Source organism: Bradyrhizobium sp. CCBAU 25360 (genome assembly GCF_028128695.1).
Lineage (GTDB): Bacteria > Pseudomonadota > Alphaproteobacteria > Rhizobiales > Xanthobacteraceae > Bradyrhizobium > Bradyrhizobium ottawaense.
This window is the reverse complement of record NZ_LBJA01000044.1, coordinates 139,836-166,483: the sequence shown is the minus strand read 5'-3', so window position 1 is coordinate 166,483 and position 26,648 is coordinate 139,836. Positions and strand designations below refer to the sequence as shown.

17 protein-coding genes are annotated in these 26,648 nt (G+C 58.0%); 10 read left to right on the top strand and 7 right to left on the bottom strand.

The genetic code is table 11. The features are described from left to right. Positions 1-99 precede the first annotated feature (99 nt). Positions 100-285 (top strand): hypothetical protein, encoded by a 186-nt coding sequence (locus tag XH81_RS31145; protein ID WP_271596610.1) that lies wholly within the window; start codon positions 100-102, stop codon positions 283-285. 960 nt (positions 286-1,245) lie between these two features. On the opposite strand, the gene XH81_RS31140 is transcribed toward XH81_RS31145, so the two are convergent. From XH81_RS31140 to XH81_RS31120, 5 genes are all read right to left on the bottom strand, one after another. Continuing rightward, the gene (locus XH81_RS31140; RefSeq protein ID WP_271596609.1) at positions 1,246-3,678 is read right to left on the bottom strand and encodes a hypothetical protein; all 2,433 of its coding nucleotides are present in this window, start codon (positions 3,676-3,678) and stop codon (positions 1,246-1,248) included. Between the two features lie 1,147 nt (positions 3,679-4,825). Then, entirely contained in the window at positions 4,826-5,488 is a 663-nt protein-coding gene (locus tag XH81_RS31135) for a CpaD family pilus assembly lipoprotein (RefSeq protein ID WP_271596608.1), read from the bottom strand. A 9-nt stretch (positions 5,489-5,497) separates the two neighbouring features. Beyond that, entirely contained in the window at positions 5,498-6,910 is a 1,413-nt protein-coding gene (locus tag XH81_RS31130; protein ID WP_271596777.1) for a type II and III secretion system protein family protein, read from the bottom strand. Positions 6,911-6,979: 69 nt separating this feature from the next. After that, on the bottom strand, positions 6,980-7,669 hold the full coding sequence (locus XH81_RS31125) for a response regulator (protein WP_172787695.1): 690 nt from the start codon (positions 7,667-7,669) through the stop codon (positions 6,980-6,982). Positions 7,670-9,665: 1,996 nt separating this feature from the next. Continuing rightward, complete coding sequence (locus XH81_RS31120; protein WP_271596607.1) at positions 9,666-10,643, bottom strand: hypothetical protein; 978 nt, start codon at positions 10,641-10,643, stop codon at positions 9,666-9,668. A gap of 695 nt (positions 10,644-11,338) precedes the next feature. Between XH81_RS31120 and XH81_RS31115 the strand changes: the two genes are divergently transcribed. Beyond that, positions 11,339-11,779 (top strand): VirK family protein, encoded by a 441-nt coding sequence (locus XH81_RS31115; protein WP_271596606.1) that lies wholly within the window; start codon positions 11,339-11,341, stop codon positions 11,777-11,779. 987 nt (positions 11,780-12,766) lie between these two features. On the opposite strand, the gene XH81_RS31110 is transcribed toward XH81_RS31115, so the two are convergent. Then, positions 12,767-13,675 (bottom strand): hypothetical protein, encoded by a 909-nt coding sequence (locus XH81_RS31110; protein WP_271596605.1) that lies wholly within the window; start codon positions 13,673-13,675, stop codon positions 12,767-12,769. Between the two features lie 2,332 nt (positions 13,676-16,007). Here XH81_RS31110 and XH81_RS31105 point away from each other — a divergent pair. The 5 genes from XH81_RS31105 to XH81_RS31085 are packed head-to-tail and all read left to right on the top strand — an operon-like array spanning position 16,008 to position 22,614. Beyond that, positions 16,008-17,348, top strand: coding sequence for an NtaA/DmoA family FMN-dependent monooxygenase (locus tag XH81_RS31105; protein WP_271596604.1), 1,341 nt, complete (start codon positions 16,008-16,010; stop codon positions 17,346-17,348). Positions 17,349-17,382: 34 nt separating this feature from the next. After that, the gene (locus tag XH81_RS31100) at positions 17,383-19,071 is read left to right on the top strand and encodes an ABC transporter substrate-binding protein (RefSeq protein ID WP_271596603.1); all 1,689 of its coding nucleotides are present in this window, start codon (positions 17,383-17,385) and stop codon (positions 19,069-19,071) included. Positions 19,072-19,075: 4 nt separating this feature from the next. Further along, entirely contained in the window at positions 19,076-20,032 is a 957-nt protein-coding gene (locus XH81_RS31095) for an ABC transporter permease (protein ID WP_271596602.1), read from the top strand. Then, complete coding sequence (locus tag XH81_RS31090) at positions 20,029-20,892, top strand: ABC transporter permease (protein ID WP_271596601.1); 864 nt, start codon at positions 20,029-20,031, stop codon at positions 20,890-20,892. The genes XH81_RS31095 and XH81_RS31090 overlap by 4 nt, the downstream gene beginning before the upstream one ends. After that, positions 20,893-22,614 carry a dipeptide ABC transporter ATP-binding protein gene (locus tag XH81_RS31085; RefSeq protein WP_442868212.1) on the top strand — a complete coding sequence of 574 codons (1,722 nt, stop codon included), beginning with the start codon at positions 20,893-20,895 and terminating at the stop codon, positions 22,612-22,614. Positions 22,615-23,137: 523 nt separating this feature from the next. Here XH81_RS31085 and XH81_RS31080 read toward each other — a convergent pair. Continuing rightward, positions 23,138-23,539: a hypothetical protein gene (locus XH81_RS31080; protein WP_271596599.1), complete on the bottom strand. Its 402-nt coding sequence runs from the start codon at positions 23,537-23,539 to the stop codon at positions 23,138-23,140. Between the two features lie 81 nt (positions 23,540-23,620). Between XH81_RS31080 and XH81_RS31075 the strand changes: the two genes are divergently transcribed. From XH81_RS31075 to XH81_RS31065, 3 genes are all read left to right on the top strand, one after another. Beyond that, a complete protein-coding gene (locus XH81_RS31075) occupies positions 23,621-24,964 on the top strand; it encodes a pentapeptide repeat-containing protein (protein ID WP_271596598.1) in 1,344 nt (447 codons plus the stop codon). Between the two features lie 204 nt (positions 24,965-25,168). Further along, positions 25,169-26,050: a pantoate--beta-alanine ligase gene (locus XH81_RS31070; RefSeq protein ID WP_271596597.1), complete on the top strand. Its 882-nt coding sequence runs from the start codon at positions 25,169-25,171 to the stop codon at positions 26,048-26,050. 241 nt (positions 26,051-26,291) lie between these two features. Then, positions 26,292-26,492 carry a hypothetical protein gene (locus tag XH81_RS31065; RefSeq protein WP_271596596.1) on the top strand — a complete coding sequence of 67 codons (201 nt, stop codon included), beginning with the start codon at positions 26,292-26,294 and terminating at the stop codon, positions 26,490-26,492. Positions 26,493-26,648 lie beyond the last annotated feature (156 nt).

Here is a 26,648-nt window from a genome sequence, read left to right as displayed (position 1 = left end):
TGGTCCATACTACCTGTGAAGTCGTCGAAGGTAAGGGATGCATGAAGGGAAGGGACCAGCCCGAGGGGAGCCTGCTTCCGGCAGGGGCTGAATCCTCACATGGCGCTTGATGCTGTGCATACGGTGATCACGAACCAGCACGTGAACTGGGTGCTCGATGCCGACATACCCAGCTTCTTCGACTCGGTCGACCACGAGTGGCTGTTGCGGATGGGGGCGCACAGGATCGCCGATCCTCGCATCTTGCAGCTCATCGGGCTGTGGCTGCGAGCCGGCGTTCTTTAGAGCGGCGAGAAGCACGAGACGGACAGGGGAACGCCGCAAGCGGCGGGCATCAGCCCGCTCCTTGCCAACATCTTCCTGCACTAAATCCCCGATCTCTGGACCCAGAAATGGCGTCATCGCCACGCACGCGGTCTTATCGTGATCGTGCGTTACGCGCACGACTTCGTCATGGGCTTCGAGAACAAGGCAGATGCGCGGGAAATGCTCTCTTTGCCCTCAAGGCGGGCTGGCCGGCTTCGGCCTGATGCTTCATGAGGTCAAGACGCGGCTGATCGAGTTTGGCCGGTTCGCGGCCCTCTCGCGTCAGCGGCGGCGAGCGGCGGCCAGAGACCTTCGCCTTCCTCGGCTTTACCCATTACTGTGGGCGGAACCGAGATGGCCGGTTCATCGTGAAGCACAAGACGGAAGGGAAACGCCTGACGCGCAAGCTAACGGCGTTGCGCCAGGAGGCCTAGCGCTCACTGGCAACGCAGCACGAGTGGCTCGCCGCCGTTCTGCGCGCACACTATGGCTATTATGGCAGGCCGCACAATTGTCCAGCGCTCGACGGCTTCCACCGCGAAGTGCGTCCGACCTGGATGTTGTCTGAGACCGCGTAGCCAGAAAAGTCGGCGCATGGGCCGGCCGGAGTTCGAGACCCTGACGGCACGCTTCCGCCTGCCAACTCCACGCATCACTCGCACATGGGCGCAGGCGCGGATATGACGCGGGTTACCCTCGGCAAGAGCCGGGTGCGGGAAAGCCGCCTGACCGGATCTGTGAGGGCAAAGCCAAATGGCCGAGCTCCTCGACCACTTGCTCTGCAGAGCGCCGTGCTGCCGAATGCTTACTTAATTGATAGCTGCTTGAGATCATGGTGGCACTGGAAAGGTCGGATTTGCTCATCGCCCGGCATCGTTGAAGCGTCCATCTAAGATCTCAGGAAGGAGGAGCTGTCCGAGGTGCTGAGGAGCCCCTCATTCAGCCAAATTGTGGCTGATGGAAGAGAAGAACGCGGCCTCCCGGCAGGCTTTCTGCCGTGTAGAGCTGACCGTGGATAAAAAAAGCGGTCATTGGGACGTCCCGGCTCGGCAGAAGGCGTAGACTCTGCAGTGTGTCGATCACGGCAGGCGAAGCCTCTTGGGAGGCGTGCGTCCATCCGTCGCCCAAGAACTCTCCCAGTTCAGGCGCTTGCGGGACTGGCTGATGGCCTGATGCAGGTGCGGCAGACGACAGAGGAAGGTTCGGCGCCAGCACCGAGGGAGCGTCCCCGCTCCATTCGAAGGGAGCCGCCGAATCAAGGCCTGGCGCCAGACCGCCGTAGATATCTGAGCGAGTCCTCGGTGCCGCAGGCGTAGCTTCGCCCGGCAAAGCGGGCCGAGGGTGATGAATGAGCTGAACGTCCTTGGGCCCTGCCGGTCCCAATATGGCCGTGTAGCGTTCGCCGCCGATCTCAAAGTTCATGATTGGATGTTCCGCAACAGGCAAGAAGTCCCACTGGCCCAAGGTGGTCAGCATCATGTCGGGGGCCAGCTGGGTGCGATGGGAAAAATTCTTGGGAACGGCGAACGAAACATCGAACGTATCACCGACAGCGGGCGACCGCAGATGGACGAGCTGAACATCATCAAGTCCTCCCGGTCCCAAGACGGCCATATAGCGTTCACCTCGAATATCGTAGGCCTTTACCCGCTGTGCTGCATCCGGCAAGAGGCCCCAGCGGCGAAGCCTGTGCATCATATTCGGCGCGGCCTGAGTCCCATGGGAGAAATCTTCGGGGACGCTCAAAGACGCATCAAAGGGCTCGCCAGCTGCCACGAACGTCTGCTCAAGCGTGGTCTGAGCCCCAGCGCCTTCGTTCATCATCTGCCGAAAGTGGTCTTCAGAGGCGGAATTCGGCTCCCTCGAGCTCGCCTGCCAAGTGGCGGCATCGAAAAGCTCTTCCTGAGCAACACTTTGCACCGGCGAGGGGACGGTTGAACTCATCGTTGGCCAAGGCAGCAGTGCATCGAAGGTTGGCGCCGGCATGAGGTTCTCGCGATCCGCGGCATCGAAAAGCGCGTCCTGAGGGACACTTTGCACCGGCGAGTGGATGGTTGAACTCATTGTTGGCCAAGGCACCAGTGCATCGAAGGTCGGCGCCGGCATGAGGTTCTCGCGATCCGCGGCATCGAAAAGCGCCTCCTGAGGGACACTTTGCACCGCCGAGTGGATGTTTGAACTCATTGTTGGCCAAGGCAGCAGTGCATCGAAGGTTGGCGCCGGCATGAGGTTCTCGCGGACCGCGGCATCGAAAAGCGCGTCCTGAGGGACACTTTGCACCGGCGAGTGGATAGTGGAACTCATCCTTGGCCAAGACACCGGTGCATCGGAGGTCGCCCCCGACAAGAGCTTCTCGCGGTCCGCGGCATCGAAAAGGGCTTCCTGAGCGACACTTTGCACCGGCGATTGGGGCATTGAACTGACCGTTGGCCCAAGCATTGTCGCGGGCAAGAGGTGCTCGCCATCCGCGGCATCGAAAAGCACATCCTGGACGACACTTTGTACAGGAGAATGGGCTAACCCCACTCCATGCCAGACCTGCGGAGCATTGAACCCGGGCGGCAATGAGCCGCGCCCCTCCGCAACGTTTCCTGTCGGCTGCTCATCGGCCGGCCGCATGGGCGAGGAAGCGGACGGCTGAGTGACCTTGCGCGAACTGCCTCCTTCCCCGCCCAAATTGTTCTGCCTGATCGCGCGATAGTCGCGAAAGGCGTTCAAGGCGGCGATGAGGGCCCTGTCATTCGGAAACAATTTGTGCGCGTGGCCAAGCAGTTTATCATCATTGAGCTCGGCAATGGACAGGGGGCGGAGCGCTGCCGCCAACTTCCGCAGAGCGCTCGCATAGCACTCGGCCCTACTCTTGCCGATCCGTCGACCAAAGCGTGCCTCGGCGGCGTCCCTGATGAGATTCTCATCTTTCCTGGAAGGACGATAATGTGTTGAGAGGGGGCCAGGGTTGGCGTCGGGCTCGCGATACCGACTGACCATTGACAATGCTGGGGCGATGATCTTATCGCCTGGCAGCAGCTTCTCAGCGTAGCGGCTCAACGTATCGTCATCCAGCCCAGAAATTGATTTGCCAGACTTCTTCAGTGCGTCCGCCAAGTTGCGAAGCCGACGATCATACATTTCGACGGTGGTTTTACTCGGCGGCTGCCCTCGATCGAGAGCCGCGGCCGACGCCGCTTGGATGAGGCGATCGTCTTCCTCAGTGACATCATATAGCGCCGCGTGAGGATATACGGGGCCCGCTTCTCGCACGCCTGCCAGGTGCTGCTCAAACGCCGCATTCGGCTGCTCCGGCTGTTCCACGGTCGCGTCTGACGCAGTGAACTCTTTATCGGCTGGGTTGATCGTGTTGAATCGGTCCATGGTCAGTCCGCTGGCATCGTTCTCTCGTTACTCCGCTACTCACGTTAGCTTTCCAAAATCTGACGTGGCCAGGCGGAAAGGTAGAATGAAAGGGGAATACGGCGGGCGTGCGCTGTAGCATCGCTCGAGCGGGCAAAAGAAAGCGCCGGATGAAAAACAGCGTCTTCAACTGAGGTGTTGAGCTGCAATGGTGGTGTGCGCCACAGACGTTCGCTACCGTCTTGATCTTCAGATCTCGGTCCCTTTACAGCGCGATGATCGTGAGGACCGGGCCCCCCGGGGGCTTTCTATTAGTCGGAGGTCAGGCGCGAGGCGGCGACGGCTCGCTCGCTCCTTGAACCAACGAGATATCGGTATGGGCGGCACCAGAATTGAGCGCACTCTTGCGCGTTCCTGACAAGCATTCCCAGAAACGCGCGCTTTCAATAAAGCTCGCCATCTCTGGTTGGTGGTCGCCTGCTGCGAGAATAGAAGCGAAACGAAGTCATTCGTATACCACCTCGGTCCATGTTCGGTTTCAATACCCGCTCCGATATGCTGGGCGGCAGATTAGCTCAGGGATTGCCGACGGCTATTGATCCATGAAGCCAGAGCCCGAGCGCGTTTTGACTGCTGATGGACGGGTCGTTCTATTGAGAGGCAACGCTAGCGCGTTCAAGGGGGCGGCAACTGTGATACTCGCGTAACGCGATCGGATGGGACGACGATGATGCAAACCAGCTGCCGAGCGCGTTACTGAAATGGAGCCAGAAATGGGCGCTCCCTAGCCATAACGCCGCGCGGTCAAACGACCGGTGGTCGCCACGCCTAAGTCACCCTCTTGGACACGCCGCATAGATCCCAAACTCTCTCTTCCGGCGTCGATCTCGCATAAGCAGGTCCGGTCACGCTTTCACTGTCGAAGCGCTCAGGGTGGTGATGGCGACCTTCTTGAGCACGCGCACGCGACGTGGAATTTCCGGACGAGATCCATTGGTGCGGGTGAACATCCACCATCCGTTCTCGATCTGAGCCGTGCGGCACGTTGCGCTTGATCGTCACCACTCCCAAACCATAGCGCGGCTTTGCGCGTTACGATCGACTCGTCGCTCCTTGCTGGCCACATGGAGGGCAGCGGTGTTGATTTCCAGACATTCGCCAAAAACTGCTATCGGAGCGGCTGTACATTCGGTGCTGTCGTTCCCGCCGCGTTCGGGGCTGCCGTACCTGGTCCCTCTTCTCCGTTGCTCTTGTTACGCGGGGGGAAGGTACCGTAGTTGGCCAGAGGAATGGCGGCGCGATCGCCATTACTTGTGATGACAGACCGATTGTCCAGCAGGTCGAGCGGATCGTTTACCATAACTGCCAGATTGTTCTTGGTCGAGCAACCAAGCGTGGGTTCGAACGAATTGTCGTTCACGGCTGGTCCGACGATCAAAAGCGACGGACAGATCGGAGGATGGGCATCAAAGGTGATCGCCTCGATCCTCACGCCGGAACGGAGCGGCAAATCGACGGGGGAAGCGAACAGGCGGATGTTATAAGGAGCAACGCCCATGGCGCGGGCCTCGTGCGCCACTTGGGCAACGAGCCTGGGTGAGCCGGTGACATCCACATGGAGTGCATCCCGCCGGCCGCCGCTGACGTTCGCGATAAAGCTCCGCAGCTGATGCTTTTCGGAGCCACGTAGGCTCTGCAGGAACAAGATACGTTTCTTCTGCTCGACTTGTATTGCTTGTTCAGCCGGCCCGAGATGGATCGAGGCACTGTTTGCGCAGCCGCCCAATGTTGTCCCAATAACGATCAAGTGACACAAATGTCGTAAGGTCATTGACGATCCTCATTCGATGATAAAGCCGGCGCTCCCGGTCAATCCTGGTGCGCTGGTGCGAGGCGCATCGCGGTCCCGCGGCGGCCGGGCCACCGTGTTCGTCAAAATGCGCCCCGCGTCTGACGGAGGTGAGATGCGGTCCGTCGGCGCACTCATCTTGTTTGGGTTCGATGCCGGCCGCACGATGTAGGGCGTGACAATAATCACCAGCTCGGTTTCACGTTTTTGAAAATCTGAGGAGCGAAACAGCGCACCTAGGATCGGCACATCGCCGAGCCAGGGAAACTCGCGTATGTCAGTGTTGAAGTTGCGCCTGATGAGGCCGCCGATTGCAAAGCTCTGACCGCTGGCGAGCTCGACAACGGTGCTCGCGCGTCGCGTCGAGAGTGCAGGGACCGCCATGCCATTGATTCTGACTTCGCCTTCGCTCGACAATTCGCTGACTTCGGGTTTCACACGTATATTGATCTGATTGTTGTTAAGCACAGTCGGGACGAATTCCAGGCTCACGCCGAACTGCCGGAATTGGACGGAAACCTGTCGATTGTCCTGCATGACTGGAATCGGGAATTCTCCGCCGGCGAGAAAGCTTGCGGCTTCGCCGGACATTGCCGTCAGATTCGGCTCAGCCAGGATTGAGGCGAGGTGCTCGCTCGCGAGGGCGTCGAGAACAGCGCTCAGGTTGGTATTGCCGGCGCTAACCCCGATCCCGATCGTGCCGCCGCCGCCGGCCGCGCCGGACCCCCCCTCTTTGCCGCTAATGAGGAAAGCGCCGCTTGGGCCGGAGGCAGTGAAGTGGATATTGAGATCCTTGACCGCGCTGCGGGAGACTTCTGCCACCCGGACGCTGAGATTCACCTGCAACGAGCCAGCGACCTGTATCTTGTTGGCAACCAGCGCGCCCGCCCCAAGAAACTGCTCAGTGACCTTCCTGGCGTTCTCGACAACATCGGCGTTGGGCGCGGTCCCGCTAAGAATCGCGCCGCGGGGGGTATAGCTGACTTGTATCGGATAGTCGCCGACCTCGGCCTTCAGCGCGGCCCGCAGATCCTCGATCGGTTGAGTAACGACAATACGCAGCTCAGCCAGAGCCTCTCCCTTGTCGTTCAGGGCGAACAGGCTCGTCCGTCCCGACTTTTTGCCAAAGACGAAGATCGTGGTGTTCGACGGCGCCTGATAGTCCGCAATCGCCGGGTCCGCGACAAAAATGCTCGCAGCCGGTCCGGTCAGATGAACTGTCTTGCCCTGCGAGGATGTAAGGCTAAGCGTGCCAGTGGTGCTGCCAGATCCCGCGCGTGGCTGTTCTGCTTTGCCATCTCGCTTTGTCTGAGCTGTGGCAGCAAACGGAAATAACAGAGCGACTGCGCACAGGGCGTAGCAGAGACGATGAAAAGTGGCATGGTGCGAGCGGCCTGCCACCATGGACGGCTCATCAGCGCAGGCGGCATTGTCAACGATGTTCAAGGGAGTATCGCTTTCAGGTTCGATTGGCTAGGCAGCCGAGGCTGCGCCAATGAGTTCAAGGGTGTAACCGACACCGCGCGCGGTCTTGATCCTGAGCGTTGCACCCGCCTGGCTCAAATGCGTGCGCAAGCGATAGATCCCGACTTCCAGCGCATTGGTCGAGACTTCGTCGTCAAATGCATACAAGCTATCTTCAAGCGATGCGCGCGGTACGGTACGGCCCGCTCGGTTGAGCAGATGTTCAAGAATGCACACTTCCCGGCGCGCAATTCTGAGGATACGACCACCGACCGATACCTGTCGCGCGATCGGATCGAAATGCAGATTCCCGAATGTCACCACCGGCGCCGTCATTTGCGTTGACCGTCGTAAAATCGCTCGCATACGAGCAATGAGTTCGTCGGTAGACACGGGCTTAGGCAGAAAATCATCCGCGCCCGCATTGAAAATCGCAATCCGCCGGCCGAGATCATTGAGACTGCTCATCATCATGGTGGGCATTGACCGTCCCTCGCGCCGCAACTGCTTCAGCCAGTCCAATCCGTCGCCATCGGGCAAAGCCGATTCGAGCAGGACCATGTGGTAGTTCGCGCAATCGAGCGCGGCCGCCGCCTCATCCAGCGTGCGTGTTACGTCGACGGCGAAGCCGCAACTTAGCAGCACTTCCTTCACGTGGCGGGCAAAGTCCGCATGATGATCAACCAGAAGAATTCGCATTTCATTGCCTCTCGTCCATCCACGAAGACCTGAGCGCGTCACGGTTGAGCGTGGGGCTCGATGGGACTGAGAGGAGGCTGGACTGGTGTGAGTTTGAACAGCCGAAACGAGAGGGTGGAGCGGACCGCTGTGGCCTGCTTACGGCGTCGGCGCCGCTCAAGATGCCCCTCATGCCAGATCTGATTTTGTTTAAGAGACTGGCAACCGCGGCAGCCCGCTGAAGCGTCCGTGGGCCGATCGCGGCCGTTCTTGCACGCACTGACCCGGCCCCCGCAGTACGAATAGCGCCGAGCCGCGTAAGCGAAACCAAAGCGCGGGAGACGATCGGATTTGTGGCTGAACAGATGAGCGAAACCGACATGGAAACTCCCCAATTCGTCTTGGTCTGCGGCCAGTCTTGCTGGGCTGTCGAGCCTGTCGTGTCGTGAAGTCACGACAGTGCAAGTCTTTCCGGTATTCATGGACACCTCACGCGAGGCAGCTGGCCACTGGCTTCACAGGCCGAGATGCACGCCGAAACGATCAATGCCCCTCGCGGTCGGAAGAGCACCCTCTCGCTCGGAATTGTTCGGACGCAAGGTGTCAACCGTGCTTAAGTTCTGACGCGCCCGAGGTCCCCGCATACGTCGCAGCCCGGCGAAAGCTGCGAGCCATTGCAGAAACGAGCTCCACAGTTTTGCCATCGCGCATAGATCCCGGTGCCTACACCAGAACCATTTCGCCTCACGGAGTGCACGGCGCCAGAACGATCGGATCTCGACTTCGGAGTTGGAGTGTGCCCCGCAAGGCCGAGATAGCCGCTGCCAGCGTTCTTCTCGCACGGCGCATCTTGATTCGCTTGGGATAGCATCGGCGCTGCATCCTTTGATCTTCACATGGGCGATGTGGGACGCTGGTCCTGGAGAGGAGCTATCCAGCAGCATGATTTGGCCGCGCAGCGGAGCATTGTTCTTTTGAGACGTTCGCAATTCTTGCTACCTGTCAGGAAGAGTTCACGCGAGCGGGGTCGGTGTCGCGGTTGTCAGAAATCCTACAATCTGACGCTAGGTGAGGTTCAAGTGCTTTTGACCGCTGGTCCGTGGCAGTGCTCTTGAACTCGCAAGGACTCTTTGGCCATGACGACACGTCCTAACCAAACTATCGAGTTGCGCGTCGCGCGCGTCCATCTCCTCAATGTCATGAGCATATCGTCGGTCCAAATCAAAGCTTAGCTTGAGTCAAAGGCGATGACAGTGTGTGAAGGCGGTGGTCTTTGCTGGCCCTTTAGGTGTGACGTCGCGGTCGTGCGGTCGACTTCGTGCGTGCGATTTCAGCAGGGGGACAGTGGCGCCCCGTAATGCGATCTGAGGCGCAGGAGCTAACCTCTGCGATGCAGCCGCCGGAGCTCGCGAGCTGTTTTAACAGGCAAGGGACTGGAAGGGTTGCGAAACGACATTCTTGAATGCTGCCTCCATGCATCACGAGCGACTATGGAGCTTTTAGGCAAGATCGGCAAAATCGATTGTTTTGATGGAACGCATCCAGGTGGCGAATAGACCATTGTGCTGCGGCACGGCTTGCCGCGTGAGTGAGACTTTATTGACTTGATCTTTGATACGATCCTGTTCGATCTCTTGGGATCGATCGCACCATCAATGGCAGGTCGAGGTGCGGAAACGATCGATGCGCGGCCTTAGCGGCTCGCGTCGTCTGAACGTTCTTCCGAATGGTGTCGGCGGCGGCTGGATCGATGCGAGGAGGCCGCAGCACTCGAATGAGGCCGGGGAAGAACAAACAATGGCACGTGTGTGTCCTCCGCCACAATGTCGGGTACCTCTTGCGATGTGGGCGCCCCTTCTTCCCTCGCACGGGTCAAGGGATAGGTATCAGAGCCTGTGGCCAAGCCATTATCGTTGTTCGTGAAGCGGGCTCGCGGGGATGACCCTTCCTTCGGGTGGTCATCTAGTCAGCATTAAGGGACCTACGAGCATGGCGCAGTCGCCAGTTGGACTAATCGTTACTCTCCAGTCTTCCGCTTGAAGGGATTGTCTTCGCTGGCGACACGATAGGTTTCCAAATTGCCGCCCAGGAACAAGCGCTCTGTCTCACTAGTTGGCGTTCTGCCAAGCGAGCACATCAAATCCACATCCCCATCGATGTTGTCGCTATCCTCCACATTCATTGCAAGGCCAATACTGCTCAGTACGTCGTCGGGCGTCCACACCGCAGACTTCGGCACGACGTAGGTATGCAGCGTGTTGGCATTGTTTGCGATCGCTCTCGACCAGTGGTCGCGGGAAACGCTGAGTTTCGAAGGGTCTTCGACCAACGACACGAATGGAGAAGCGATCTGACCGCGCATATGCCATCCAGCCTGGCGTGCCAGGTCCAGGGGATATCGCTCCAGAGGGTCCCCAATGGACGAATGATCTCGCGCCGTGTTACGAACGTGTGATATTGCAGATGTCGTGGCTTCCGTGCGCGGTTTGCAATCGCTGTCCTGGTTCTGGAAACGATGCAGCTTGAGATATGTCGATGCCGCTATGTTGTCGTAAATGCGATCCCGGTCGACACTGTTGTCCGCCGCTGGCGTCCATCGCGCTGATTGCTTTTCGGCGAGGGCGATCTCGTTCTTGAGCTCTTGGAGCGTGGCGCCCATTAGCGTTGCCGCAAGCTGGGCGCGCGCGCCGACAAATGATGGGGCTGGATAGCGACTGGTTTCCGAGGCCGCCGCGCCTGGCCCAGACGAGGAGCTGGCGGCGGCGAAAGGTGCCGCTAAGGGGAGTGAAGCCGAGGTTGGGTAGACCGAATCTACATCGTCTAGAGTCAAGTCATGCAGCTGCTGCTCGAAGCTTGCTGGGTCGTTTGAACTGTGCGCCGGCGCGCTGATCTGGGCGTTAAGCTCATCCTGGGGCACGTGGACCCGGCGCGGCTGCTGTGGCGGGTTGTGAACCTCAAAGGGAGTGTCTGCGGCATTTCCTGGATCAACATTCATCTCCGTCTCCCTTCGAAGTGCAGGCGGTCGGCGTCGATCGTTGCAGGTGCAGCTTTCGAGAAGCTGACGGACCAGGAAGGAGGTCATTTAGCTCTGGAAGGAATCGAATAGATTCAGGCAACGTGGCGAACGCACAGCTGGACGGAAGCCGCCCGAAGCGACGGATCATAATACGGTGCTGCCTTGTGCCTTCCGGCATTGGTGTTCGATCAGGTCGAGATCGGGTCCGCTGGGTGAGCTTTTTCGGACCGCCGCGTCGGGTTCGCTCCACCACCTCATTGCGGACGCTTCATCTAGGGAGACGGCCCTTGCACAGCAAGACGGGCGAACTGGCGCTTGCCGGTGGTCGAGTGTCTTTCGTAGATCGTCTCTTTATGCAGATGTGAGAACTGCATTCTCTCGCCCGTTAGGACTGCGACGGACAAGCGCAACGGGCTTCCGTTTTGTTGTTTCCAAGCGGAGGACGAGGCTGGATCAAATCGTTGTAGTCGACGTGCGCGAAGCTAAGCCACCTCGGCAAACCTGACCTACGAGGTTGTGATGTCGGAATAGCTATCACAGCGACTTGCGCCTCATTGCGACAGGCTGCTTTTGTATAGGCGCGAGCGCGCGTTTGTCTGGAATCAGACAAGTGGCTTGCGAGCACGACGTCGTTAAAAGCGCAATCTGCGGTACTTATCGAGGGAGAAGAGCATATGAAGTTTACTGGCCGAGCACTAACGATCCTGTTGTCCTTGCTTTCGGCCGCGACCGCGAGCGCGCCGGCGAGAGCCGACGAGCCCTCGCCGAAATACACCGAGGTGCTTAGTGCCCTCCAGGCGGGTAAGAATGTAAAGCTCATACTAGACATGAGCCGCTGTACCACAGCGGAGGGTGGCAAGCCTGCGTCGGCGACGCAAGCCGGTCTGGTCATCAATGCCTTCAGGGTGACCGTCCAGAACGGCATCAGCTTCGCCAATGCTCATCAAACGGTCGACAGCTCCGGACATGCCGTGACCGAGTACATCCGCCATAGCCTTAGCCGCGAAGGCAAGCTGACGGTGCGAGCCTCGAAACTTGTCGTCGGGACCACCGAACTCGTGAACCAGGGCGAATTCATCTGCGAACTGCCGGATGGCGCAAAGTTCATCTGGTAACGAAGAGCATAGAGCAGGGGGCGCTTCAAGGACTTAATCCTTTAATCGCGCGGACACCTTCGCACGGATACGGATCCTTTCGATCGTCAGGAACGATCAGAGTGTTTCTGACGGTCGTTTCGTCGGGCGAGGATCAAGTTGCACGAACGTGCTGCTCAGGTAACTCATGAGGGCCGCCGATCTAGATTCGATATCAGGGATTGGAAGATCGGCGGTTCAGGCAGTCGTCGGATGGGGGGAGCAAGGCTCTCACTTGAACGCTTCAGATGAACTCGCCAAGGACGCCCTCACGCAGTCTGCGGTCATCGTAAGAACATTCCAAGTCGATCCAGCCGCGGGCTCGCGTTGATGACACTCGACCTAGGCCGCCCAGGATGCGCTCGTATCCTTCATCCGCCTCTTTGGGGGTCCTTTCACCTTGAAATCTCAGTGCTGCCGAATGCAGCCACAAGGTGATTGAACCATCCCGCTTAAGATCATTTGAGCTGGCCGCTATGGGTTTGCTCATTCGTAAACTGCGTTCGCGCGCAGATCGAAGCTCTCTGAGCAAACGATCCGTGGTTTCGGCAGCTTGGGCAACTGCTCGAGGTGCCGACGAGCACCTCGTTCAGGCAAATTGCGCGCCAACGGAAGAGCTGAGCGCGGCCATCGGTTGGGCTGATCGCGTTGTATCGATCCATGCTGCGGTCGGCGGGCATGGTTACCTCGTTCTGTCGCGACTCAGTTAGCTTCGCAAAACCTCACCTGGCCAGGCGGAAAGTAGATTGAACAATGATCGGCAAGGGCGGTCCAACCCGCGGATAAGTGCGGCGAACTTTAGAGACGATACAGGTTCGGGCTGAAACTCTCATGTTTCCAAGCGCGGTACTCGGCCAGTCCCCCGCGCTGGCCAGTTGGGCCGGAGTATTATTGGTAGCGTGAAACGCTACTGTTTGATTCTTCCGAGCGTCGGAAAAGGCAAGTCACCCTTTCCGAGGCCTGTACCACTCAGTCGTTTGTTCCTGACGTTTTGTATGGATTAGATGCGCTAGCGGTCCGATAGTCATCCAGGTTCCCGCCCAGAAATAGTACCTCACGCTCCTCGGTTGGGGTATCGCTCACCCAAGCCAGAGCGGGTTCGTCATTCTCAGTCCCGTCCTCGAGAATACTGACGATGTCTTCCGCCGTCCATGTTGTGACTCTCGGGACCGTGTAGGTGTGCAACTCATTCGCGTTTTCGGCGATTGCTTTGGCGCCATACTCGTTGTCATCGTCCGGCGAAAGGAGCAGTTGTGAGGCCTCCTCGGACAGTGACACAAAAGGCGAAGAACTGGTACCTCCCCTCATGTGCTCTGCCGCTGTGCGACCCAGATCAAGTCGTTGGCCTCCCCAGATATTCCAGGGGGCGGCTTCGTAACGCAAAGCCGCCATGGAACGCAAATGGGCCATCGCGCTTTGACGGTCCAACGCATGTGGCTTGCAATGGCTGGCGTGGTTTTGAAAGCGCTCCAGCTCCACGTATGACGATCCCACCACGTCGTCGTAAACGCGGCCACTATCGACGCGGTCGACCAACGATCCACTCGCTCGTGACCATTTTGCTGATCTTTGCGCAGCGATTTCGATTTCTCTTCTGAGTTCCGCAATGTTAGCGCACGTCAGCGTTGCGGCAAGTTGAGCGCGCGTTCCGACAAAGGATGCAGCCGTGCACCGTTCATTCTCCAGGATAGCTTGCGCTCTCTTGTTACCGTCTGTTACCGTCCGGCTCGATCCAGCCCCGGGTGAAGCCAATGCTGCGAGGATTGGCTGAGACTCTCTAAGCCGCTGCTCAAAGTCTGCTTGCGCTGTCTCTTCCTGTTGCGGCTCGAGGTGATCCATCCGAGCCTCGGATCGGTTGACGTCCTCAAATGGGTCCATGTCGGTCTCCCTTTGCTAGCCTTGTCAATACATTCGTACGAAGTTGATCCGATAAGGATCAGAAACCGAGATGCCGGCAATGTCGATAAGACGCACCGGCTCCGGTTCTCGAACCGATCGGTGTGTTGAGGGCGTATGGGTCGGAGTGACCGCCGATCCTAGTCATTCTTCTGTTCCAGAGTGTGGGCCATCAAGTCGGCCTGCTGTCCGGATAAAGATGCTGCCATGCTAGAAGGCTTAGCTGTCGAACAGCTGACCAGACTCATTGCTTGAAGAAAACGCGGTCTCCTTTCCGGCTACCCCCGCGAGCCTGTTGTTCATTGCAGAGCAGAGTTTGGGAGATAGGGCCATCGTCGCTATCCGCCACGCCAGCGCCGTGTGAAGGTCCGGGGAAAAGCAGCGCGGCCGAAGCGCCGCTATCGGTGAGCTTGAGCGGCGTGGAGAAGTATGCCTGGGCCAGCTTGCATCGGCTCCGAGTGGATCTTCTTTAAGTGCTCGTCAAGATGCTAGCTGTGATCCGAACAGCTGAGCCTGGCTGCAGACGTCGGGCTCGTGTCCGGGCCGGGGTGGCGTGAAGCTCATTCCTCTGTCGGGACTGCTGAAACGAGACCTCGCGTGGGTGCGCCGGCCGCTGGCCGTAAACAAGAGCCGGGCGTGCGATTGCGATTCACGCATCCGCAACACATGGGGAATGGCTTAACTGACAACATTAAAACGCTGTGCGGGCGCGAAACGTTGAACTGCCAACCAGAGCTTGGCCGGGCCACAAACGATTCGGGTGCATAGAATCCGCGGCGGCAAGAACTGGCACACGGGTGCCTCGGTTCGGAAAAGGAAAAACGGGGCGTTGACGCTTGCAGCCGATGCGCCACACAATGCACCACAACGTCGGTCGCGCCTTACAAGCATATCGCCCGCGCAAGCCTTTGGTGTGGCCGGCAGGCGCAGCTGAACAAAAAGTCCTAGGGCAATCATAAGTCTTCCTGGGTCGATCCAAAGCGACCAGCCCGGATAGCCGAAGGAAGCGGCTCTTGGCGCTCGCGGGGTTTCATTTCTGTTGCTAATGGCGGGACGGCGATGACTTAGGTCAGAACGCCGGGCCTGCGTTCGTCCACCATGCTCGCGCGCAGCGTGTCGTCCGTGATCTTTCTCGCTGGAGGTGGCCGCGGACCTCGAGGCGAGCCAGACGGTTCGAAATGGCATTGATGAAGCTGATAGCCTGCGATTCATCACGAAGGCGCGCCCGACCCCATCTGCCGGTAAGTGACGCATTCGATACCCAACTGAGTGATTTCGTGAACGGTGATGCTCCCGATGTTTTACGCTCCAAGGCGTTTGTCTTCAAAAGTAACTGAGTCCCGTGCACATACTCGCGGCGCTCTCATGAGGGAGGCCTCGAGGACGGGCATTCCTGCAAAGTCGCGTCGCGGTCGGTCATCATGCCGATAGAAAAAGCGAGAACATGCAGCGCCTGCAGGACAATCAAGCGAAGATCCGGAGGCTCTTCGAATGCAGCAGGCGCCACGGTGGTGCAGAACAAAGCTCAGCGCCCAAGCATTGCCTTAACGAGGCATCTATAATCTAGAATGTTTCATCGCATTATTGGATGGTTGGCTTGGCGCGGCCTTATTGATCGGATGTCGCTTTGCAACGGGGCGGTATGCGGTTGATCAACGATGTCTCACGAAATCTGTGGTGTGTTCTCGAGCGCATCAATTCATGTCCCTCGCTTTGAGCCGGCGCTGCCAATTAAAGTCGCTGCAATCACGCAGCGCATGTTCGAGGAGCCTGATCCGAGACCATTTGGGCTAAGCGATGAACAGATAGACGTCGCAATAGAAGGGGATGCCAACAGACGATAGTAGATTGAAATACTCAACTATTGCGTTTGTATGGTCTCGACCTCTAAAGATCCTCTGGTCGATCCTTGCTCGCCCGATCGCGAGTCCAAACGTTCCGATCGCGAATGGGCATCAGAACACCTTGCTGAGAAGGAGCTGGCTCGTTGATGAATTCTGGAGCGCCGATGTGAGTGTACTCGTGTGGGATCAACTAGCCGCTGGAACTGGCTGTCACGACGGCGTCAATCGGCAACCGCCGTGGTCGAAGCTCTTGCGGGCTGCGCCCGCGCGCAGAACATCACAGCACGCAGCCGAATTCCTCTTCGGTGATAGTTCTCTAACATCAGCCGACGGTTTGTTATCCCTGCCTCTAATCGGCTGCCCGGCGCACATTCAGCGTGAGCTTGCGCGAAAGGGCAGGGTGGTCGCTGACATTGACTTGTCCTCAAGGCCCACCAAGTGGCTCAGAGGCCGCCGCATTAGGGGTTGTGATGTCTTCGGTTAACTCCATGCTTCATCTCGGCCTAAATCTTCATGGCGCTGGTGGCCATTCCGCCGCGTGGCGCTGGCCAGGTACAAATCCGAGCGCCTTTTTCGATATCGAGCACTACGTCCGGGCTGCGAAGGTTGCGGAGCGTGGTCTGCTGGATGCTGTATTCCTCGCCGATACTCCCGCGATAAGTTTCGACATTACGCACCAGCCACCGCTGAATGGGCTCGAACCTACCCTCGTTCTTGCGGTGATTGCACGCGAAACGCAGCGGATTGGCCTGATCGCGACAGCGTCGACGACCTACAATGAGCCATACAATCTCGCTCGGCGTTTCCAGTCGCTCGATGTCATCAGCCGTGGCCGCGTTGCCTGGAACGCAGTCACGACGTCGAGCCCGGCGACGGTAGCAAACTTTGGCGGTCGAGAAGTCGGGCGAGCGGATCGCTACAGACGGGCCGAGGACTTCGTTGAAACGGTCCGTGCTCTCTGGCTGAGCTGGAGCGGCGAGGTGGTCATCGCCGATCAGGCTGCGGGAGTTTACGCAGATCAGAGTCAATTCCGCCTGCTCGATCCCGATACCAATAGTTTCGGCATCCGAGGCCCACTGACGCATCCCGCTTCGCCCCAAGGTCACCCAGTCATCGTTCAGGCGGGCGGTTCGGATCCCGGACTACGGCTTGGTGCCCGCAGTGCAGATGTCGTGTTTGCGGCCGCCGGGGACTTGACGACGGCTCTGCGGGAGGCAGAGCGCCTGCGTGCGCTCTCTCGGCAATTCGGCCGCCCTGCGGGTCCGCTCATCCTGCCGGGCCTTGTCACCTGTATCGGGAGCACCGAGAAAGAAGCGGCTCGTCGCAAAGAAAAGCTTGATGGGCTGCTCGATCTGGAGCGCGCCACTGGCGCCCTTGCAAGAAGCATGGGTGTGGCGGTCGAGAAGCTCAGCCTCGAAAGGCCAATCCCGGAGGAGGTTCTGCCTGATGCAGATCATGTTCCGTTTTCTGTCGGTCACCATCGCACGATTGAAGCTCTGGCGCGTCAAGGTCGGACGGTTCGCGAGATCATCAGCAGCGTTCAAGCTTTTGGCCACCGCTTGCTTGTGGGTACACCCGAGCAGATCGCGGAGTCGATTGAGGCATGGTTCCGCGCCGGCGCGGTCGATGGTTTCAACATCATTCCGGATGTTCTCACCGATGGCACTTCAGCGTTTGTCGACAATGTGGTCCCCATCCTGCAGAAGCGCGGGCTGTTTCGCAAAGAATATCTGGGACAGACACTGCGAGAGCATTTCGGCATCTCTACTCCGTTCGAGCCGGCACGAGCCGCAGCGAGCTCACCGCTCTGACGCTTCCTCAACACCAAATCTCTGGAGCCTGGATATGCATTTAGCCAATGCGCGGTCAGCGAGGCGCTTCACTGGCAAGTCCAACCGTCAAGCAAGAATAGTAGCGGCTACCCTTGTCATGCTCTTGGGCCTGTCCCAATTGGCACCCAGCGTTCATGCGCAGGAAGGCTTAGCCGGCAGCGTCAAGCGAGGAGGCGTTATTCGTTACGGGCATTTTCAAGAGCCTGCCTGCTTGTTCGGAGGATGGGTGCAGCAATGGTATCTGCAACGCCAGTACAGCGATAATCTGGTTGCGCGCAACGAGGACGGCAAGATCTTGCCATGGCTGGCCGAGTCTTGGACCATCTCCGACGATAAAAAGGTGTACACATTCGAGATAAAGCCGAATGTAAAGTTCACTGACGGGACCGCCCTCGATGCGCACGCCATCGCTGACAATATCAACGGATGGCTCAGCAATAACCCCGATCTTCGCAATCCGACTGCTGCTCCTTATCTCGGCGAGAGCTTCGAATCGGCAAGGGCGATTGCTCCTCTGAGATTGGAAGTAAAATTGAAGGTGCCGTTCCAGCCCTTGCTGAACGTCTTCGCCCAATCCTCACAAGGCATTCTCTCGCCATCGGCACTCAAACGTGGACTTGCGGTCAATTGCGAGAACCCCGTCGGTTCAGGTCCATTCATTGTCGACAAGTGGCACCATGGGCGAGAAGTCACCTTCCGCCGCAATCCCGACTACAATTCGGCGCCGGCCACCGCAAAACATCAAGGGCCGGCTTACGTTGACGGGATTAGTTGGAAGTTTCTGCCAGATCAGACTGTCCGATACGGTTCGCTGATCGCGGGCGAGACCGATGCCATATACGACATTCCGGCTGTCGCATGGAAGGACGCCAACTCCCGCTTTCCAGTATTGCGGCACCTGACCGGGGGCACCCCTCTGCGCCTCGCTTTGTATACGGCCCGGCCCCCATTTGACGACGTGCTCGTCCGCAAGGCCTTTGCCTATTCTACTGACCGAAAGGCCGCGGTCGGCACATCCTTCCTCGGCTCTTTACCGTTCGAAGGCAACGGTGCGCTAAGTCAGAGCTCGCCGGAATACCTGCCTGAACTCGGGCAGTCCTATGGGTACGATATTCGCAAAGCCAATCAACTGCTTGATCAGGCTGGTTGGACTGAGAGAAATCCTAACGGCATTCGCGTCAAGAACGGTCGTCCGCTGATCGTGCGCATTTCCTATTCGTACGCCTTTCTGAAGCCGGATGGCGAGCAAGCCTTGCAAGTTGTCCAGCAGCAGGCGAAGGCGGCCGGTTTTGACGTACGTCTTCAACCCACCAATCCGGCTGACTTCTTCGCCGGGAAAAACCTCGGACCCGATGATTATGAGGTCGTTCTCCTCTATTGGGTTGCCCCCGGCGCTGAGATATTCCGGATCTCGTGGAAGCCCGATCAGAATGGCGAGCCCAATCGCTTCAATCCCTCACGCTACCAGGATTTGATGCTTTGGGACATCATTCAAAGGGCGGAACAGAATTTCAATGGAGCTGAACGTACCGCCCTTTATCAGCAGGCGGAACGGAAGATCGTGGATGAGGCACCCGTTATTGGCCTTACTGTGCTGGACGTAACTTTGGCGACCAAGCCGACCCTGAAAGACGTTTGGCTGGACCGTGGGTCAGTTGGCGAACCTGTCTTCTATGATGCGCATTTTGACGACAAGAAATGATGCCATGAAGATAGCAACCCATCATCCCATTGTTTGGTTCACGCGCCGGATATTGTCCAGCGTGGTGGTGGTGTGGGCTGCCGCAACGTTTGCGTTCTTAATTCAGTGTGTGCTGCCTGGCGATCGCGCCCAGATCATCATTAATGTGACAAGTGGCAACGTCGGACCGGCATCCTCGGCAGAACTCGCGGCGATCAATGCGAAATACGGCTTTGATCAACCGCTCGTGGTTCAATACGGAAAATACATACTGGGAATCCTACATGGAGATCTTGGTGAATCCTACCAGCAGCATCGGCCTGTCGCAGGGATCATCACGGAGCAGATTGGGCCTACGATTATTCTGGCGGTCGCCGCGCTGCTGATCGCATGGATTGTCGCCATCCTGACAACCTTGTTCATCGCCGGCAGAGACAACATATGGTCGAAGCTGCTCAATGACACGCAAGTCTTTTTGGCAACAGTGCCGCCTTACTGGCTGGCCACAATTTTGCTGGTGGTTTTTGCGGTAAAGCTGCGCATTCTTCCGGTCATCGGTGGAAATTCTCCGGTCGGGCTCATTCTGCCGACACTTGCGTTGGCTCTTGAACTCTCGGGCTTTTTCGGACAAGTCGTTCAGAACGAGTTCACGCGCGTGCTCGAGCAGCCATTCGTCACGTCCGCGCGGGCCAGAGGTATGAGTGATTTTGGCGTCAGGCTTCGCCATGTCCTCCGCCACGCCGCATTGCCCGGGATTACTTTGTCAGGCTGGGCGCTCGGCAAACTCCTTTCGGGCGCGATTTTGATCGAGGTGGTTTTCGCCCGTCAAGGCCTAGGTGGAGTCCTCGTCGCTGCAACGTCCTCGAGAGACGTTCCGATTGTCTCGGGAGCTGTTTTGATCTCTGCGGGCGTATTCGTTATTGCCAATTTGATCGTCGATCTGACTTACCGGCTGGTCGATCCGAGGATCAAGCTGACATGAGCATGTTCGCCGAAGTCACCATATCTCGTTCGCTCAAAGAAGTCCTGGCAATCACGCGCCATGTTCCCTTCCGGGTTACCGTCTCTCTTATCATAATTGGCCTCTTTGCCTTCGCGGCTATGGCCCCAAAGGTACTGCAGACGCACGATCCGCTCGCTATTGATTTGAGATCGTCATTGCAGTCTCCGTCGATCATTCATTGGTTGGGAACTGATCAATTGGGGCGAGATCTTTACTCTCGAATAGTCGAGGGAGCGGGCCAATCCCTCGCCATCGGACTTGGCGCAACGGCGCTGAGCATGTCCATTGCCATCGTTTTCGGCGTCGCCGCAGCGCTTTCTGGTGGCGTAGTCGACAGCATTCTTAGCCGGATTGTCGACGTGCTCTTCGCGATTCCCACGCTCTTGCTCGCCCTTGTGTTTGTGACCGTTTTTGGCCCGTCGGTAGTGACTGAGGTCATAGCTGTCGGAATCGGCACAGCGCCAGGCTATGCGCGCATGATCAGGGGCCAGATGCTTGCCATCAAAGGGACAGGGTATGTGGAGGCCGCCAAGGTGCTGGATCATCCATTTCCCCGTATTGTCTGGAGGCATATTCTTCCGAACGCCATGAGCCCGCTGACGGCAATGATGACGATCGGCGTAGGCCAGGCGATTATATGGGCCTCGGGTCTTGCTTTTCTAGGCCTGGGCGTCGCTCCCCCGGCCCCTGAATGGGGCGCGCTGCTCAATGCCGGGCGCAACTATGTGATCTACGCCTGGTGGCTGGAGATCATACCCGGTTTGGCGGTGACGGCGTTTGCTCTCAGCGTCACCATTGTCGGGCGCCATCTACAGGACCGTCTGGAAGGAAAAACGTGAATGTCCCAGGGCGGCCCCCAGCCTCTCTTGCAGCAGGCAGACCTCCTCACAGCCGATTCGCTGCGTGTTTCTTTCGGGCGCGGCATCGCCCAGAAAGCGGCTGTGCGCAGCATATCCTTCTCCCTGCGGCCGGGACAATGTCTTGCGATTGTCGGTGAATCCGGCTCGGGCAAGAGCGTAAGTGCGCGGGCTCTCATAGGCCTTGCCGGTCGCCACGCCAATGTTCATGCACGCCAGCTGAGCTTCGAGGGGACGGACCTGATCGGCCTTAACGATCGTGCCTGGCGGCGCATCCGCGGCAACAAGATTGGCTTCGTATTACAGGATGCACTCGTCTCGCTTGATCCACTTCGGCCGATCGGCAAAGAGGTTGGTGAAGGCTTACTCCTCCACAATGCGGTATCATCCCGCGACGAGCTCGCGCAGCGGGTCATTGCTCTCCTTAAGCTCGTCGGTGTCCCTGAGCCGGAGACGAAGGCCGAGCAGCTGCCGCATCAATTATCCGGTGGTCAGCGTCAGCGAGCTCTCATCGCGGCGGCTCTTGCACTCGATCCACGCGTCCTCATCGCCGACGAGCCGACTACCGCGCTCGACGTGATGGCGCAGGCTCATGTGCTGGCACTCCTCCAGGAAACCAAAGCCAGGGGCAAGGCGCTTATCCTGATCAGTCACGATCTGGCAGTGGTCTCCCGCGTGGCGGATGAGATCCTCGTCATGCGAGGAGGCGAGGTCGTCGAACGTGGCCCCGCCGTCCAGATATTCAAAGATCCGCGACACCCCTATACTCGTCAGCTGCTGGACGCTGTGCCATCAGGCCGGCCGCGCCGCTCACGTCTCTCACCATCGACTATTCTGCGCTTGCCTGGCCGGCAAACACAGCCGCCCGTGCAATCGTTGCCGCCAGCTCGTTCCATCCTGCTCGAAGCGACAGGTCTGGTTAAGCGCTTTGAGGGCCCGGATGGCACTTCACGGGCGGCTGTGGACGGCGTCTCCTTCGAACTGCGATTCGGAGAGACTTTGGGCATCGTCGGTGAGTCCGGATCAGGAAAATCGACGATGGCGCGCATGGTCATGGCACTGGATAACCCTGACGATGGAGTCGTTCAGTTTGCAGGCCGGCCTTGGAGCACGCTCGCGGAACGCGAACGGCGGGCTCGGCGGCGGGCAATATCGATCATCTACCAAGATCCTCTTGGCTCGTTTGATCCACGATGGACGGCCGGACGCATCATATCCGATAGTCTTTCGGGCGACGTCGAGAAACGGCGGCGGCAGGAGCGCGTTATTGAGCTGCTCGATATGGTCGGACTATCCGAGGCCTTGCTGGACCGACGGCCGCTCGATCTCTCGGGCGGCCAGCGCCAGCGCGTTGCGATAGCCCGCGCGATTGCACCAAATCCTGCCGTTATCGTCTGCGATGAACCCGTTTCGGCACTCGATGTCTCAATCCAGGCGCAGGTCTTGGACCTGCTCGGCGATCTGAAGGACCGCCTCGGCGTAAGTTATCTCTTCATCTCGCATGATCTCAGTGTTGTTCGTCATATCAGCGACCGCGTCATAGTTATGCGCCGGGGGAGAATCGTCGATAGTGGCACCACTGAAGAGATTTTTCGTAATCCACAGTCTGATTATACCAAGAGCCTTATCGCGGCTATGCCGCGCCTTGTGCGTGTTGAACGGAGTGGTCATTCAGCTACGATCCTCGAAGAAGGCATCGCGTGAATGCCTTCGAATTCGACTTCCTTTTTCCAAAATTGTCTGTCGCCGATCGCGGGGGCAGCCGCGTTTGCCCGCGACTTGGTCGCGATTGCGCCCTCGCTCATCGCTCGGAAAGGACAATCTGTGGATCACGGGTTAAAACAGGGGACCGGCCGGCGCGCGAAGCAGGCCCGGCCGAGTTCGAATATAGGCTAAGCAAGAGGCCGACGATCCGCACCTGTGGAGTTGCAAGCCATCAATTGCCTGCCCGCAAGGAGTGCGGCTCTTGCTCTCCTGCAAACGAGCTCGGAATCTTCGCTTTCACGATAGCCTAGCCACGGTGCGGTTCCCGACAAAGACCGTGTTTGTCAGATTCGAAACATTCGGCGTCAATTTGAATTCATGACGCCCTATTCAGTTCGCTAATTTCGACTGACGAGGCTGGCACGGTCGTTGCTACCGATAAGGTGATGGCGGGCTGAGTGCAGCCGTTGATGAAGGATCACTTTCCGCCCGCAAGCCGCGGGTCCATTCTGAAAAAGAAGACCTAGAATTTTGCGCATTCGGTTTGATGGAGAGTGATGTGGAGTTTCCCAGAGCTGACGAAATAATCCGCACTGTCAGATATATCGGCAATGTCAACGGACAGATCGTTGTCGAGGTAGGCGGGCTTGGTGAACAATCGCGCCGAGTAGCGGTGGGGACGCATGACTAGGATGCGGCTGACGTGTTCAAGCGTCGGCTGCGAAGAACAGGCAACAGGAGCCTCATCGGCGCATCGTGTCGCCAATTCGCAGACGAGTTCACCACAAAGCGCATAACGTGGGTGCACGCCCAGCACAAAGAGGTCAATAAAAGGACCTCCAAAATCCGGCAATACGGAACCCTCGGCATGTCGCATAGGATCGGCGCTGATAGCGAGTGCACCGTGAATGAAGGGGCGGAGCATTGCTCAGATCCGAAGAACGAGCTTTCATCAGATGGCGAGTTCGTTCGGTACTGGAGCCGAGCTGCTGATAGGCTGCGCGCAGTGGCTGCTGTCGGCAGGCGAACCGAGGAGGCGATCAAAAGGACCGGGATTGGTTTGCAGCTATCCTCCGAGAACTTTAGCGGTCACGACCTCTCAGATTTCCCGATGCGGCGCTGCACCCTCAATCGCGCGCAGCTGTACGGAGCAAAGTTGGATCGTGCAGACCTTTCTGAGGCGAACCTTATCTGTCCGGGGCTAGAGCGGGCAAGTTTCCTTGGCGCCAAGCTTGATTTTGCCTATATGCACGCCATGGCAGCGCAGGTCTGCAACTTCGATGACGCCAGTCTGCGCAATGTAATTGATGCAACCGGCAGCCTGTTTCATGGTTGCAGTATGAAAAGAACACGCTTTGACAACGCGATGCTCAGCGGGCTCCTCCTTTATCAGTGCGACGCGAGTGATGCTGTATTCGATGGCGCGGAATTGCAGGGGGCAACTATCAATGAATGCTTCCTTCCTTCCGCTTCCTTTCGCTTTGCTAAGCTGAGCCAAGTCACGATCACGAAGACGCATCTGGCGGATTGCTCGTTCTTCCAGTCAAAGGGAGACTGTTTATCGATCGTGCGTCCCACCTCCATCGATGGTCTTGTCTTGCAAGGTGCTCATCTTCCGTATCTGAGACTCTCAAAGGTGAGCGGGCGGATTCGGGCGAGAGCCCTGAGCGCCCCATTCGCTGATCTTCACCTGTCAAATCTCGCGAGCGCTGAGCTTGAACAGGCAGACCTCACCGAGGCGCGGCTTCTGTCCGTAGGCCTGTCCGACGCGAACCTCGCCGGTGCTGTGCTCAACAGTGCATCTATTCATTCCTGTCAGCTGGACGGAGCGGACCTATCTCAGGCATCAGGTGAGAGCATTTCGATAACAGGGAGCACAATGCGAGCCGCCAAACTCACCGGTTTTCGCGGCCGCTGCGCCTTTGTGCGCGACTGCGATCTCGAACATGCGGACCTATCACAGGCTTACCTCTACAGGTCGATGATCACCGGTGATCCGCCGCAATCAATGGCATTGGGTCACGCAAATCTCGAAGGCTCCAATCTCGTTCAGGCATATCTCGCCGCGGGTATGACCGATAGCAACCTGGAGGCAACACGGGCCGCATACGTTCGCATGAACCAATCGTCCCTGCGCGATGCGAATCTGAGTGGGATATCGCCATTCCAGGCCAGCTTCGTGAAAGTCGACTTTTCAGGCGCTAAGATAACCACTTTCGAGCCGCCGTTTTTTGCTGACCGTTGTCGGGGACTGCAGGTCGCTCTGGAGGGGGATCAGCTGAGCGAGCCATCGAACTATCTGGCTGAACTCTCAAAGTTGATGCGACGTGGTCGAGAAGGGTCAACCTGACTCCTTTGAAAACCGCAAGAACAGCGGGAGCTACAGTGCCCATGAGCTTAGATCAGCTTGATGCGGTGGTTCGAGCTGTAGCCGGGCGTTGAAGCTCTTTGGAGCTCGTCTGCGTGCGCGGCCCACATGGGATGCCAAGGCCGCGCATCTTCCGAGATCCAAGCGCTCCACTCTTTTGGCGTTCAAGAAAACTGGAGTAAGAACATGCATCTGGCAGGTCTTTCCGCAGGCAAGGCGTTCATCCGAGAGGTCGCAAGAACAGGTCAGACCATTGGCACGGTACACACTCTGGGCGCTCTGCATCTTGGGCATGCAGAACTGATCAGAAGAGCGGCCTTGGAGAATGACGTCGCGATTGTCACAGTGTACCCGAACAAAATCCAGCTTAGACCAGGTGGGAGCTACGATTTCAATTTGGACGATGATATTGGACTTGCCCTACGTTCGGGAGCGACTGCCGTGATTTCCTCGAGCGACACCGAAATGTTTCCGCCTGGCTATCGAACGTTCGTATCGCAAGGTGACTATCATTTGCGTTTAGATGGGCCTGAGGCGTGCTTGAAGGAAGCCGTAACCGGTGCGGTCCGTTGGATCTGCTATGCGCGGCCAACTCGCAGCTACTTCGGCCTGAAAGATATCGGTCAGGCGATCCTGGTGAAGCGCGCCGTTGCGGACTTCCTTCTCGATTGCGAGATAAGGTTTGTGCCGACCGTGAGATACAAGAATGGAGTGCCGATTTCGTCGCGCTTGAGGCGATTTAGCCGGTCTGAGCTTGATGAGCTGTCGTGCCTCTTCACGGCACTCAACCATTTAAGGGAAGAGATCGTCCGAGGAGCGTCGAGCGTCAAGGACCTTGTAGCGTCGGCTGCATCTCACATAAAGTTCCGACGGTTTAAATTCGATTTTCTTCGGATTGTCGGCGCTGACAGCTTCGAAGATCTAGAGCAGGTCAAGCTCCCTTTCATCATCATTGGGGCGGCAACGGCTCATGGTCTGAGGGTTTTCGATAGTATCTATGTTCCAGATCAGGATACCCTCCTAAATGGTGCTCCGGATCTCTGGATCGACCTGCCTAAGCACTCGTAGCTAGACCATTTTTCACCGCATGGCCTTCACGGAACTGGTACACTGGCGTGGCATGTAAACAGCATGCAAAAAGAAATCTGAGCTGATCGGTTGGCGCGCTAACATTTCCCCGACATTCACTGGCCGCGAAGTCTAACCAGCATGCATCCCAGACTACTACCCGCTCGGGCGCCCAGGGCACTAAGCTGGCGCGGTCGCTACCAAAAATATTTGCTCTATTCGACATTTCCGCGAGGGTGACATGTTTGATGTCTATCGCAATAACAGGCGGGACTTCCTTGTCATAAGCAACGGGTCTGCGATACCCGCACTTTACTCATCAAATAAATGGCGCAAGAGCAGAATTAGAGTTCTCAAAGTCAGCGACGAGATAAAGTCGGCCGTTCAGCGACATGGGTACTACGTTCGTAGCTTTCGAGTTGGTAAAAGGGGAATGAGCTAGGGCTTGAACCAATAACGCCATGTCGGCTGACGAGGGCCAAGCGGAAAACATCTGCTCGGGATGAGTTTACCGGTTTCAACCCAAAGCGGAGACGTCGGAAGCAAGGCGCATCTTCGGCAACGCCAAAGCATAAACTCGGCTCCGAAGCGGCGCTGA